The organism is Metamycoplasma auris (assembly GCF_003253435.1).
In the GTDB taxonomy this organism is placed as follows: domain Bacteria; phylum Bacillota_I; class Bacilli_A; order Mycoplasmatales; family Metamycoplasmataceae; genus Metamycoplasma; species Metamycoplasma auris.
Genome location: NZ_QKUB01000002.1, coordinates 21,822 through 35,998 on the forward strand (window position 1 = coordinate 21,822; position 14,177 = coordinate 35,998).

Here is a 14,177-nt window from a genome sequence, read left to right on the forward strand (position 1 = left end):
TTATTATATTTTTATTCTAGAAATTAGTTAACTTTATGCTTTCTATTTTTCTTAGAATAAACAATTTTTGAATAAAAAAATTAGTTACTCTTTTATGGTTCCTATATATGGAAGTTGACGTAGTTTTTCTTCATCATCAAAACCAAAACCAACAACAAAGTCATCCTTTTCAACTAGAAAACCATAATTATCTGGTTCAAATGAAACAATACGATTTGAAGGTTTATTTAATAATGTGAGAACTTTTAATGTCTTAGGATTTCTTGATTTTAGAATTGATACTGTTTTGGAAATAGTACGTCCTGTATCTACTATATCTTCAACAATTAAAACATCTTTTCCTTCAATATTTGTAACTAAGTCTAAAATAATTTTGACGTTTCCTGATGATTTATTTCCGCCATCATATGAACTAGCAATCATAAAATCAGTAATTAAATCAACATTAACATTTTTTATTAACTGTGCATAAAAAGGAAGGCAACCCTTTAATAAACCTACTACAACTAGATTAGAGGAATCTTTGTAAGTTTGATTGACTCATTCACTTAGTTCCTTAATTCTTTTTTCTAATTGCTCTTGACTAAAAAGAATTTTTTCTATCCTTGGATCAACTGTCTCATTTCGCATAAATTTTCCTCTTCATCAATGATTTTAATTGCTTCTTTTAGTACTTCTTCTTTACTTAGTTTATTTGTATCAATTACTCTAAAATTAAGTTGAAATCTTTCAGCAAGTTTTTTAAAAATTTTATAATAATTTGCATGCAATTTCTTGAAATATTCCAAATTTAAATCTCAATTATCAACTTCTTCTTTTCTTCCTCGTTCAAAGATTCGCTTTTGAAACGTTTCAAAGTCAATATCAAGAAATATAACTAAATCAGGTAATTCTTCTTTTGTAATTAATTTTTCAAACATTGCATCGTATGCTTCAAGATATTTAGGATTTTTATCTTCAAGAATCAATTTAGCAAAAATATAATGCTCAACTGAAAAACGATCTAAAAATAAATGACGATTTTTTGGAGGCATCAATTGTAGTTCATTAAAAATCTTTGAAAACTTATCGGTATGATTTTCAATAATATATGTTTGAAATGCAATAGTTAGATTTTCTTTTTTTTCATAAAGCCATTTTAAAAATGTATTGAATACTTCATCGTTATCATCAAACTCATGTAATATCAGAGAATTTTTATAGTGTTCATTCAATCGATTTGCTAAAACACTTTTTCCAGCTGATATCATTCCGCTTATTCCAATTATCATAAAATTTACCTGCCTTTACATTTACTTAATTCATATAATTAAAATTTAATAAAAAATTCTCACATTTATATTTCTTCTAAAGTGAGAATTTAATTATATATTATTAGGATTCAAATATTCTTTTATATATATTAGTTTTTGATTGAATATCATACGATTTAAGCAAATTTAGAATTAAACCAATAATTGTCATTGGGCCAACTCCGCCAGGCACTGGCGTTAAATATGAAATATTTTCTTTAATATCCGCAATAATAACATCACCAGATATTTTTCCATTCTCTAAACGATGAATTCCAACATCAATTATAATTACATCTTCTTTTAACTTAATGTTACTAATACATCCTCTATTTCCAGTTGCAACAATAAGAATATCATTTAAATGCATGTCATCTTTTTTTGTATTTATATCATATCTTCTTACTTTTATTCCTAATTGTTCAAAGAAATTAGATATTGGTTTACCTATAATTTTACTTTGTCCAACCACACCAATAGTCTTGTTTTTATAATCAATATTATATTCATCTAACAAACAAATAATGCCTGTGGCAGTTGCAGGCAAAAATGAATCATTTTCTAAAATATAGTTAGCTTCCTGATTATGATGATTAAGTCCATCAATATCTTTAATTTTGTTTATCTGGTCTAAAAGATAATCTACATTAGCAACATTTTTTGTTTGAATCGGAAGCTGCATAATGAACCCAGTTGTTTTGTCATTTAAAACTTTTATTGATGAAAGAATTTCACTTTCAGTTGCATCTTCTTGAAGCTTAATGTAACAAGTTTTTATTCCTAACTTTGTTGCAACATTTAATTTATGACGAATATAAATATTCGATTCTTCAAAATTACCAACTTGAAGAATCCCTAAGATTGGAAGTTGATTGTCTGGAATATCTTTTAAAATTACTTCGATCTTAGATTGAAGTTTTTCTTTGAGTTTCCTGCCATCTAATAATATTGCCATTATTATACTTTTCTAAAAGTCCCTACTTTGCTTTGTACATTTATTGATGTTGTATCCTTTAAAGATTTTGCATATTGCATGGCCTCTTTTTGGGTTTTAAAGGTTCTAATAGCTTTCTTTCCTTTTGGATTTTTTACAGCTCAACCATCAGGATGATTTACTACTAATCTAACTGCCATAAATTTATTATTTTCTCCTTAATACTCATTTATTTTATATAGATAAAATTGCTACTAATATACATTATAATAACATATCCATTTTTTTGCATAGAATAAACAATACATAATTATTTAAAAAAATATCAATCTTATTTTTGGTGAATTAACATATGGTGGAGATGCGGGGATTTGAACCCCGGTCCAGCTATCTTTATATTTTTAAATCTACAGTTTATTTAGTTTTTTTTAGTAACTTATTCATCTAAAACTAACAAAAAAGATCAATAAGTTTCAGTTTTTAGTCTCACTTAGTTAGCAACTGAACTTCACTAAGATATAGCCCTAATTGCAAATTTTCTATAATGGGCCATTATAGAAATTCGACCAGTTTTTAATTAAGCAAAAGCTGGGTTTAATTGATTCATCATAACGTTTGTCATGAAGAATTCTTTTTCTTTTTTTTCTAAGTTTGCATTTAAAAGCCTAGAAAGTATTATGGTTTACAAGACCACTGCCTTAAAAATATTCCAATAACTGTCGATACCAATTACATCCCCAATTGAGTTTAGTATAAATTTTTGATATTTCTTTTTAATTCTTCTTGTTTAATTTTTTGCCGCTTGTCATATTTTCTTAATTTTTTAGCTAAGGCTATTTCTATCTTTATATAGTTATTGCTCCAATAAATTGAAAGTGGAATAATAATTAAAGATAGACGATCGCAAGTGTTTTTTATTCTTAAAATTTCTCTACTATGCATTAGTAGTTTTCTTGAACGATCTAAGTCACCTTTTACTAACATATATTGTGAAATATGTAAATTGTTTAGCCAAAGTTCATTTTTATTACTAATTGAGCAAAAAGCATTTTCCATCTTCACATTCTGTGCTCGCAAGCTCTTAACTTCTCATCCCAATAGAGAAATACCGGCTTCATATGTGCTATGAATCTCATAATCTGATTTGGCAAATTTGTTTCTTGCAATTACCTTTGGCATAAGTTAAATTATAAAGCAATAAATAAAAAAGCATTAACACAACTTAGCATTAATGTTGCCTTTATTGCGGTCAATGCTTTTTATTTGAATCTTTTGATTCATTCCAACTTTAAAATAATATTTATTGCCCTTTGCTTCAAAGTTAGATATCTTAATTACTTCGTCATTCAAATCATCAAAATGGATTAAAACGCTAGTTTGATAGTTTTCAATATTTAGAAATATACCAAATTTTTCAATCGAAACAATTGTAGCATCAAAAACCTTATCAACTAGTGTATCAAAAAACTCAGCTTTTCTAATATCTACTATATCACGTTCTACAGTCATCGCGGTTCTTTCACTCTCTGAATTTTGTTGTGCAATTTGTTCAATCTTAGCTTCTTCATTTTGATACTCTAATGAGTTAATATGTTTCTTATTAATAAGGTATTTTTTAATTAAACGATGTAACAGTAAATCAGGGTATCTTCTTATTGGAGATGTAAAGTGTGAGTAATATTTTGATGCTAAACCAAAATGACCAATATTTTTTGCTGAATATATTGCTTTTTGCATTGTTCTTAGAAGTGCACTCTTTATAAATTCATCAAAATTTTTACTCTTTATTTTTTCTACCATTCTTGCAAAACTTAATGGTTCACCATCAAAAGGAACCTTTATATTTTTAAAATTTGAAAAATTAATTAATTCTTGCAATTCAAGAAGTTTTTCAGTTGATGGTTGATCATGAATACGATAAATAGATGGTATATGATTAAACGACATTAGATAAGCAATCGTTTCATTTGCTCTCACCATGAAATCTTCAATCATATTTTCACTTCGGCCTTCTGTTTTAATTTTGATATCAACAACCTTGTTATCTTTCATAATGATTTTTGGTTCTTTAATTTCAAAATTTACATATCCCTCAGCATTTTTTTTACTTCTAATAAGTTGCGATACATAATTTGAATCATCAAGTGTTTTTTTAATTTTTTCTGGTAAATTAATCTTGTTATCAAAATAATCGTTTACTTCATTATATGTTAATCGATAGTCAGAATTGATTATACTTTCGTATATTTTATAATCAACATTATTTCCATCTTTATCAATTTCTAGCTCAAGAGTAATTGTACAACGATCAACCTTAGGATTCAATGAACATATACCATTAGATAATTCAAATGGAAGCATTGGAATCACTTTATCTGGTAAATAAATTGATGTACCTCTTCTTAATGCTTCTTTATCAATCTCATCATCTTCTTTAACATAATGTGATACATCTGCAATATGAATAAATAACTTTGTGTTTGAATTTGGTAACTTATAACATGATATAGCATCATCAAAATCTTTTGTGTCTAATCCATCAATCGTCACCGTTATTAAATCTCTTAAGTCAACACGGTTATTTAGCTCATAAGCACTGACTTCTTTTGGTAATCTCTTAGCCGCGTCAATTGTTTCTTGTGAAAAATCTAAAGTGACTTCATTTTCTGAAAAGATTTTATTAAACGGATAATCAAAACTATCCAATTGGTCAATAATACTATTGAATAGGATTGCAACATTTTTTTCATTTGGCTTTAGTATTTTAGCTTCTATTACATCATTACTAGTTATATTTTTTGGAATTGAATGATAGTTAATAATTTCAAAATTTGCTTTATCTCTGTCATTAATTGCTTCAAAAATATATTTGCCAAAATTATTTTTAGTAATTAGTCCAATAATAATTTTTTGTTTATGACTAATAAGTTTCGTTATTTTAGCTTTATATAAAAGTTCATTATTAATTCCATAATAGGAAAAAATCTTTGCTTCAACTAAATCACCATTAAGAATATTTTTAATTTGATAAGGAAATAAAATTGCTGCCTTATTTTTATTATTTGTGTCTACTTCAGTTGTAAAATCAATAAATCCTAATCTTTTGGATGAAATAGATATTTCACTTTCTACAGTCTTAAGGTAAAATATCGGAACATATTTTTGTTCGCGATTTATTTCGATTTTATCTTCAAGAATCAATTGTTTTAATAATGTAGAAATTTTTTGGTTGTGATCAGGATTAATTTTTAATTTCTTTACGAGTTCTAAAAAACTTAGACCCGAAGTATTATTTTGAATAACTTTCAAAATTTCTTCTGAGTCTAAATTTTTATTATATTCATGTTTAAATTTCATAATTTTATTGTCTTAATTATTGTAAAACTACACGTAATACAATAGCTAGAATAAATATTAGAACACCCAAAGAAATCATTGACCACTTAAGAACTTTTTTAATTCCTCGTTCTTTGGATATTTTAAATAAATCCAAATCACTACTTCCAACTAATGCACCACTAAAACTATTTGAATCAGGAGCCATCATAAATGAAATACCAATTATTCCTAGCGACATTATGAATAACATAATTACTAAAAATCAAATCATATTTATTCTCCCTTTCTTTTTTTATTATTTATTTCTTTATTTCTAAATTATATTCTAGTAGTTGTTCAGTTGTTATCTCTGATGGAGCAGATGTTAATAAATCAGTTCCTTTTGCGTTTTTTGGAAATGCAATTACATCTCTGATTGATGATGAATTTGTTAGAATCATCAAAACTCTTTCAAGTCCGAATGCAATACCGCAATGTGGAGGTAGTCCATATTCAAAGGCCTTAAGGAAAAAACCAAATCTTGATTGTTGTTCTTCTTTTGAAATTTTTAGAATATCAAACATTAGTCTTTGTGTTTTTAAATCGTATATTCTAATTGAACCAGATCCAAGCTCAAATCCATTTAAGACTAAATCATATGATTTTGCTCTTACTTTTTCATATTCATTTGCTTCTAAATATTGAAGTGTTTCTTCTTCGAATTGCGTAAAAGGATGATGTGCAGGTACGTATTTCTTTTCATCCTTATCAAATTCAAACATTGGTCAATTGACAATTCATAAAAAGTTCAATTTTTTAGGATCAGCTAAGTGGTATAAATCGTTTAGAAGTGTTCTTATTGCTCCTAAGGCTTTAAGAGTATTTTCTTCATCGTTTCCGGCGGCGATTAAAGCGTACATTTTTCTTTCTTGACTTGTATTATATTCATTTGCAAGCGTAGTTCCAACATGACAAGTTGCACAGCTTAAATCTAATACTTCAAAAAATTCTCCACTATTTTTATAAAAAATTTCTTCAATTTTTTTAAGATGTTCTGTTACATCTCGATCAAAAATAATTGCCTTGACATAATTCATTCCGAATTTATCTTTGAATTGATCCGAATAATCATTAATTAAAAAGTCAAATCTTGTATCAGGCTTATCTGTCCCATAGTACTTCATAGCATAATCAAAATCCATTCTTGGAAAGTGACTTTCAATTTGATAACCCAATTTTCCTAGTACTTCAACTCACATGTTCTCACAAATCGAAAAGATTTCTTCTTGATTACTAAATGAAAGTTCAATATCTAATTGTGTAAATTCAGGTTGACGATCTTTTCTTAAATCTTCATCTCTGAATACCCTTGCAATTTGAAAGTATCTTTCAACTCCACCGGCCATTAGTAATTGTTTAAATAATTGCGGTGATTGAGGTAGGGCAAAGAATTTTCCTTTTTTTCTTGTTGGAACTAGATAGTCTCTTGCGCCCTCTGGAGTTGATTTTGCTAAAATAGGTGTTTCAACTTCAATAAAATTATGTTTATCGAAATAGTTTCTAATATATAAAGATAATTTATGTCTTAATTTAAGATTCGTTAGAATTCTTTCATTTCTAATATCTAAAAAACGATATTCTAATCTTAAGTCTTCATTTGCAGAGTTTTCTTTTTTATCATTAATATCAAATGGTATTTGTTTCGAAGTATTTAGAATCTTATAGTCGCTAACAAAAACTTCAATTTCACCTGATTCAAGTTCACTATTAGCCTCAATTCTTTTTAAAACTCTCCCTTTAACTTGTAAGCAAGTTTCCTTGGTTAACAGTGGATCAGAGACATTATTAAAAACTAATTGTACAATTCCACTTGAATCACGTAAATCAATAAATGTTTGATTTTTAAACTTTCTTTTGTTAGCAATTCAACCAAATAATTCGACTTCTTTATCTAAATCGTTAATATTTAATTTAGCACAATAATTTACCTTCATCTAAAAAAACTCCTTTATTTTTTTCTTAAAGTCATTTAAATCTTTATATACAAAACTAATTTCATTATTTCCTATTTTTACTTTAATTTCATCTTCAGATGAATTTAATTCTTTAAAGATTAACATTGCTGGTTTTAATTGATAATTCTTTTTAAATAGTTGCTTAATATTCATTTTTTGATTAATTAATTCAACATCAAATTCTTTTCGCAAATCATAAGCAATTTTTAGAATTGAATCGATTTCATTTTCATTTAAATATCCAATAAGGATACTCAATTGTGGCTCCAAGTCTGTATATTTTTCAAAATTAAAATTTATTATTTCAGCTAGTCGGTCAACTCCGAAAGCAAATCCAATTGAACCAATTTTAGGGCCTCCAAATTGTTCGACCATTCCATCATATCTACCTCCACCAAGAATAGTCGACTTAGATCCTAAAGCCTGAGATGTTGAAACAAATTCGAATACTACATCATTGTAATAATCTAGTCCTCTAACTAAATATGGATTTATTACATATTTGATTTCAAACTTATTTAACAATTTAAGTAACGAATCAAAATCATCCTTTTCTTCCTTTGATAGAAAGTCAATTAATTTTGGTGCATTTTTAACAAAATCCTTGTCTATTTCAGCCTTATCATCAAGAATTCTTAAAACATTTTTTTCTAGTCTTAATTGCGAAATTTCACTTAAATTGCTTTTATATTTTGAAAAGTATTCTTTTAAATGATTTATGTAATTATTTCTACTACTAAATGATCCTAAATTATTGATTTCTAGAATAAAATCATCTATTCTGAGTTCTTTAAGAAAATCATTTGCTAACTTGATAATTTCAAAATTTGAAAGTACTGATTTATTTTCGATTAATTCAATTCCACCTTGAAGGAATTGTCTATATCTACCTTTTTGAGGTCTTTCATATCTGAACATTTGTCCAAAATAAAAGAATTTTGATGATTCTAAATTATTAATCTTATTCTCAATATATGAACGAATGGCAGATGCTGTACCTTCAGGTCTTAAACATACAATACGATTTCCATTATCTCTAAACACATACATTTCTTTGGTTACAATATCACTAGTTTCACCAACTGATCTAATAAAGAGATTATAATCTTCAATTATTGGAGTTTCAATAAATTTAAAATTGTATCTTTTTGCAACATTTTCAAATGTGTTACGAATAAAATTGATTACTATGGCCTCACGACCATAAATATCTTTTGTTCCTTTTAATCTATTGAACATATAACTCCTTATTTAATTGCTACATTGAAAAATCATTGATTCCAATAAATGTCTGTTCTTCAATCTTTTGTGTTTTTCAAAATTCTTTTTGAATTCTAATTTGTTTATTACTATATTTCTTTATTAAAAGTGCTTCTCAAATTCTTGGAATTATAAATAAATTTAGGTATCACATTATTACAATTGAAAAACCAAGTGAGAATATAACACTAAATGATATGTTAACCAATAAAAATGGTGCAGTTATTAGAATTGCAATTCCTAGTAATAGATTGACATTTTGAACTAAAAATATATCAGTTATTCAAATACTAAAAATATCTTTAATTTGATCTCTAGTATAAATGTAATTTTTTGTATTAATATCTTTTTTAATTTCAGAATTAATTCTTGATGAATTTATTACACCATCACAAACATTAATAAATGTAACCAAAATTAAACCGTCATATATAAAATTATCAATCTTGCTTCTAATTATTACTAAGAACGAAATTACTAATAAACTAGAAATTAAATTCTTTATTAAATATATAAATCCGTCTTGAACTGAGTATCTAAATGTTATGTATAACATTGCAACTACATTTATAAGCACAATTAAAAGTGTTGTTCAACCAATCATATATCCAATATTAGTATCTCTAAATGAGAACATTATATTTTTTCCAAAGAATTCTTTAGTATTAAATCCTGCAAATAGTGATTTATCCTTAATTGCGAATGATGTAAACACAACAAATGCAGTAACAAAAATTAATATAATCGGAACAATAAAGAATTTTGCTTTTAAAAATATATCTATCTTGCTACTTAAATTAGTCTTAATTTTTGCTTTATGTAACAATAATTTCTTTTTCTTTTCAAAGATATCACTTTGGATTAGTGATCTTATAACCAATGTATATAGACCAGTTATAATAGCCAAAATTAATAATGATGCAATTCCAATTATTGCTCCAATTGTAGATGAATGATTAACATTTAAATAAAATGCAATAATTGAACTAATCCCTAGCGTTGCAAGTAAATCTAAACTAGATAAAACTGATTTTTTGTTTGCTTTATTCATTGCTTTACTTGTGCTAGAACCATCAAAGATTTCTTTTTCAAAAATTTGTAATTTTTTAGTTACTAAAATAAATACTACAAATAGCATTGAAATAATTGTTATTGCAATTAATGAATTTATTACAACTCCAAAGGCTACAATTATTGAAAGTAGTACAAATAACAAGAAAGCCATAACTACAACTGAAATTGCACCTAATAATCGATACTTAATTCCTAAGAAAATCGACATTAAAGCAAAAATAATAACAATCACTAAAATATAAGAATCATATTGATATGTAGGTTTATTTACTTTATTTACGAATAAACTATCATTTTCTGTTTTAGTACTGATATCAACTTTTTCTAATAAAAATGGAGTATATGAGAAATTTATTAGAGATGCTAATTGTCTATTTGAATAGCCATTTGGACTGTTATTTATTAGATAAAAAATTGAATCTCTTTTTTTAGTTGAAATTAATGATATTGGAGATACTGCCGATATTAAATATTTCTGCGCATTAATAGAATTTTTTAAAAATGGGGAACCTTTCTTAATTATTCTTCCATTTTCATCTCTTTTTTCATTTCCTCTTGGATCGTTTCCAACATATGCATAATTTACAGGATTACCGTTAGCAGCTTCTCATCCTTTTTTATCATTTTTCATCGAATTTTTAATAAATTCATCTAAATTTAACCAAAAATAAACTTTATTTTCTGGGTCATCAAAGTTTAAATTTTGAGTTTGATTAGAACGTAAAAAATAAAAGAAGGCAAGTCTTGTAAATTGATCTCACGCATAATCGTTTAATTTAATTTTAATTCGATCAGAATATCCTTCGTCAATTTTATCACTGGCGGGATTAGCATCCAGATCCATATTAAAATCACGAGAACCTTCCTTTATTAGTTCATCTAATCCATGAAAATTTTCAAAATTATCTTGAAATCTCCCTTTATAAAAGAGTGGTTTTCCAGTATGGTCAGTAACTGTAAGGTAAGGTTTGTTAGTCAATAAATTAATTAGTTCATCTCGTTTATCATCAGTTGTTGCAAGTAAACTTTTAACTTGAATTTTATCTGCAGATAGTAAGTTAACATCAAAATTTGAAGTTAATTGGTCTTCTTTTACTTGTAAATAATTTTTTATTATTTCAGCAACCTTATTTGGTGCTAGATCTCTTTTTGAACTTGTTTGAAAATTATCTTCTTTTATTCTTAGTTGAATATTTGAATGAATATTATTATTCACTACAGGGTTAGTAGCCTTTAATTTAGGAGTTAAAAAGAATATTGAACCAAATACAACTGATAGAATCATTCCAATAAGAATAAAAATTCCAAATAATCACTTCACTGCAGGACTTAACTTACTTTTCTTATTCATGGATACAATTATATAATAATTGTTATTTTTTTGTAGTATATTAAAAACTTTGCTTGATTAATATAAATCAATATTTATTTTTTTATTTGCTCTATATATTCAATACCTTCTTTTGTGATTCTTCTTCCTCTCACTGTTTTTTCAATGAATTTTTTTAACAATAGCAATGGTTCTAAGTCGTTAACTATAGTTATCTTATCATCTTTTAAGATTGAGCTTAAAGTATCTAATGAAGCACTTTTATTTTTGAAAACATTCTTTAATACCAATAAATACTCAATATGAAAAACACTTAATCCTCCAGGATATACATCCAAATAATTGAATGCATCTCTAACGATATTGTAATCAACTACTTTTTTATTATTATAGATTGCAAAATCATTCACACGTTTTAAAAGATTATTAGCAATTCTTGGCGTTGACCTTGAATTAAGTGCTATTTCATCAACGGCATCTTCTTGGATTTCGATTTCATTTCTTTTTGCAGAATTACGAATTATTTTCTTAATTTCTTTAATTGAATAAGGCAATAATTTACCAATATATCCAAACCTATCCTTCAAAGGATTTGATATTAAATTAAATCTTGTTGTTGCTCCGATTAAAGAAAATTTCTTTAAATTTAGACGCATAATTTTCATATCACCTTCAACACCAATCGGAAGGTCAATTACATAGTCTTCAATTGCTGAATAAAGTAATTCTTCTATGCTTTTATTAATTCCATGAATTTCATCAATAAAAATAATGTCATTTTCATTAAGTGATGAAAATAGAGTTAATATATCACTCTTTTTTTGAATAAGAGGTCCTTGAATATAAACAATGTTAGCATTAGTTTCATTCGCTATGATTTGTGCCAAGGTTGTCTTTCCTAAACCCGGTGGACCATAGAACAATAAATGATCAATTGGTCTTGCTTGCTTTTTAGCTGCATTAATCATAACCTTTAATGTTGAAATAATTTTATCTTGACCAACAAAATCATCAAAACTATTAACTCTGAATTCTTGTTTCATTTTGTTTTTTACTTATTATTTGAATTGCGTTTTCTACAGATTCCTCAATATTGTTTGTTAATTCCATATTATCAAGCGCAAGTTTGATTTGAGATGGTTTAAATCCCAACATTCTCATTGTATCTTCAAATTCTTTCAAAATTTGATTTGTTTTTACTGTCTTATTAAATTTTTCTAAATCTTCATTATTGATTTTTGAGATGAATTTAGCATACTTATCTTTAAAATTAAATAAAATTGCATTAGCAATTTTTGATGATACATAAGGAATCTTAGTTAATTCTTCCTTATTCGATGTCGCAATGTAAGAAATTATGTTCTCTCATCCTGCATTAAGAATTGAAATTGCTGTTTTTGGACCAATTCCCTGAAGTGTAATTAGATCTTCAAAAACAACCATCTCCTTAAAATTATCAAACCCATATGTAACTTTATTGTATTCATTTATGATTTGCGAAATAAATACTTTTCTAACATCACCTACTTTGAATCTTTCAATTTGAGCCACATATATAAGTTGACCTTCACCATTATGGTCAAAAATTATATAATTGGAACTTTGGTGAACTACTTTTCCATATAAATAAATTGTCATTTTCCCTCCACAACTCAAAATATAGAACAAATAAGAATAAAAATTTAGCAACAGAGAAAAACTAGCGAAAATAGCAAGAAAACCTAAAAGTTGGTAAAATTTTTTATTATGAAAAACATCCTAGTAAACATTGAAATTCCTAAAAATTCAAACATTAAATATGAATATGATAGAAAGTCAGGAAAAATAAAAATTGATCGTATTTTAAGAGAAGGATTTAGATATCCAGCTAACTATGGTTATATCTCAGAAGCATTAGATTGAGATGGCGATGAATTAGATGTTCTAGTTTACTCACCTGAAGAATTTATGCCAGGAAGTGTTGTAGAAGTTAGAATAATTGGAGCAATGAAAATGATTGATTCTGGCGAAACTGATACAAAATTAATTGGTGTTCATGCTGATGATTACAGATTAGATCATATTAAATCATTGGAAGATGTTGATAAAATGTGACTTCACTCAGTAAAAATATTCTTCCAAAACTATAAACATTTTAAAGGGGCTAACGTTACGAGTGTTACTGGATTTGAAAATATTGAATGAGCACAATCTGAATATAATGAATGTGTTCAATTAATGAATCAATATGGAACCCTAGATAAAGACGAATTCATTACCAAAATGAAAGAATTACACCCTGAAAAATACATCTAATTTAAAAATGTAGCTTACAAAAGTTACATTTTTTTAATACTTAAAATGTTTTTTTATATTTTATATAAAAGCTACCTTTATAGTCTCAGCCTTACTTAGATTTTTTATAAAAAAAATTAAAATAAAAATTGGAGGAACCTGATTTGGCAAAGGAAAAATTTAAGAATTTACTAATTCTAAAACCAGTAATTAAAAGATTAATTAAAGAAGAAATAAAAGAATTGAAACTAAAGTTAAATAAAACAAAAGATAATAATTTAAATGAAAGTATTTTAAATGAAAAACATAAAGAAAATAAAGTAAACGAAGAACTTGAAAAGGAATTCAAAAGAAAATTAACAAACTTTTCGAAAATAAAAGAAAACAAAATAAATTCAGCTTCAAGTTTTAAGAAGTTTATTGTTTCAACAATCAATAATCTATCAGAATTAGATCGATCCATATTCCTAACAATATTGTTTCGAAAGAATCTAAATAATGTAACATGAAAGACTTTTAATATATCAAAGTCAACGTTTTATCGAAGACTTAATTTCATAGAAAAAATTATTAATTGATGTTTATTTGAATAAAGAATTATAAAACTTAGATGCAATTCTTTATATATATAAAAGAAATATTCCAGTTTCAGAAAGTTTAATTTAATAACAAATTTTGAT

The 14,177-nt window shown here is 26.1% G+C and carries 14 protein-coding genes and 1 other RNA gene; 2 read left to right on the plus strand and 13 right to left on the minus strand.

The genetic code is table 4. The annotated features are described in order from the left end of the window. Positions 1-84 precede the first annotated feature (84 nt). From hpt to ruvA, 13 genes are all read right to left on the minus strand, one after another. Positions 85-630 (minus strand): hypoxanthine phosphoribosyltransferase, encoded by a 546-nt coding sequence (gene hpt, locus BCF89_RS00965; protein ID WP_111518172.1) that lies wholly within the window; start codon positions 628-630, stop codon positions 85-87. Continuing rightward, positions 600-1,271, minus strand: coding sequence for a deoxynucleoside kinase (locus tag BCF89_RS00970; protein WP_111518174.1), 672 nt, complete (start codon positions 1,269-1,271; stop codon positions 600-602). Before BCF89_RS00970 ends, hpt begins: the two co-directional genes overlap by 31 nt. Positions 1,272-1,374: 103 nt before the next feature. Further along, a complete protein-coding gene (locus BCF89_RS00975; RefSeq protein ID WP_111518176.1) occupies positions 1,375-2,247 on the minus strand; it encodes a bifunctional 5,10-methylenetetrahydrofolate dehydrogenase/5,10-methenyltetrahydrofolate cyclohydrolase in 873 nt (290 codons plus the stop codon). A gap of 2 nt (positions 2,248-2,249) precedes the next feature. Next, a complete protein-coding gene (locus BCF89_RS07615) occupies positions 2,250-2,426 on the minus strand; it encodes a DUF2188 domain-containing protein (protein WP_004424861.1) in 177 nt (58 codons plus the stop codon). Between the two features lie 153 nt (positions 2,427-2,579). Further along, positions 2,580-2,965, minus strand: a transfer-messenger RNA (tmRNA) gene (gene ssrA, locus BCF89_RS00985). 8 nt (positions 2,966-2,973) lie between these two features. After that, a complete protein-coding gene (gene smpB / locus BCF89_RS00990; RefSeq protein ID WP_111518178.1) occupies positions 2,974-3,405 on the minus strand; it encodes an SsrA-binding protein SmpB in 432 nt (143 codons plus the stop codon). A gap of 33 nt (positions 3,406-3,438) precedes the next feature. Then, on the minus strand, positions 3,439-5,583 hold the full coding sequence (rnr, locus tag BCF89_RS00995; RefSeq protein WP_111518180.1) for a ribonuclease R: 2,145 nt from the start codon (positions 5,581-5,583) through the stop codon (positions 3,439-3,441). 16 nt (positions 5,584-5,599) lie between these two features. Beyond that, on the minus strand, positions 5,600-5,836 hold the full coding sequence (gene secG / locus BCF89_RS01000; RefSeq protein ID WP_111518182.1) for a preprotein translocase subunit SecG: 237 nt from the start codon (positions 5,834-5,836) through the stop codon (positions 5,600-5,602). A gap of 28 nt (positions 5,837-5,864) precedes the next feature. Then, complete coding sequence (gene aspS, locus BCF89_RS07620) at positions 5,865-7,538, minus strand: aspartate--tRNA ligase (protein WP_111518184.1); 1,674 nt, start codon at positions 7,536-7,538, stop codon at positions 5,865-5,867. After that, a complete protein-coding gene (hisS, locus tag BCF89_RS01010) occupies positions 7,539-8,798 on the minus strand; it encodes a histidine--tRNA ligase (RefSeq protein ID WP_111518186.1) in 1,260 nt (419 codons plus the stop codon). Between the two features lie 19 nt (positions 8,799-8,817). Next, positions 8,818-11,244 carry a protein translocase subunit SecDF gene (gene secDF, locus BCF89_RS07625; RefSeq protein WP_111518188.1) on the minus strand — a complete coding sequence of 809 codons (2,427 nt, stop codon included), beginning with the start codon at positions 11,242-11,244 and terminating at the stop codon, positions 8,818-8,820. Positions 11,245-11,318: 74 nt separating this feature from the next. Next, positions 11,319-12,266, minus strand: coding sequence for a Holliday junction branch migration DNA helicase RuvB (ruvB, locus tag BCF89_RS01020; protein WP_111518190.1), 948 nt, complete (start codon positions 12,264-12,266; stop codon positions 11,319-11,321). Next, positions 12,244-12,861: a Holliday junction branch migration protein RuvA gene (gene ruvA / locus BCF89_RS07630; RefSeq protein WP_111518192.1), complete on the minus strand. Its 618-nt coding sequence runs from the start codon at positions 12,859-12,861 to the stop codon at positions 12,244-12,246. Before ruvA ends, ruvB begins: the two co-directional genes overlap by 23 nt. 108 nt (positions 12,862-12,969) lie before the next feature. Between ruvA and BCF89_RS07635 the strand changes: the two genes are divergently transcribed. Both BCF89_RS07635 and BCF89_RS01035 read left to right on the plus strand, forming a co-directional pair. After that, on the plus strand, positions 12,970-13,518 hold the full coding sequence (locus tag BCF89_RS07635; protein WP_111518194.1) for an inorganic diphosphatase: 549 nt from the start codon (positions 12,970-12,972) through the stop codon (positions 13,516-13,518). A gap of 143 nt (positions 13,519-13,661) precedes the next feature. After that, on the plus strand, positions 13,662-14,090 hold the full coding sequence (locus BCF89_RS01035; protein WP_277870038.1) for a hypothetical protein: 429 nt from the start codon (positions 13,662-13,664) through the stop codon (positions 14,088-14,090). The last annotated feature ends 87 nt before the right edge of the window (positions 14,091-14,177 follow it).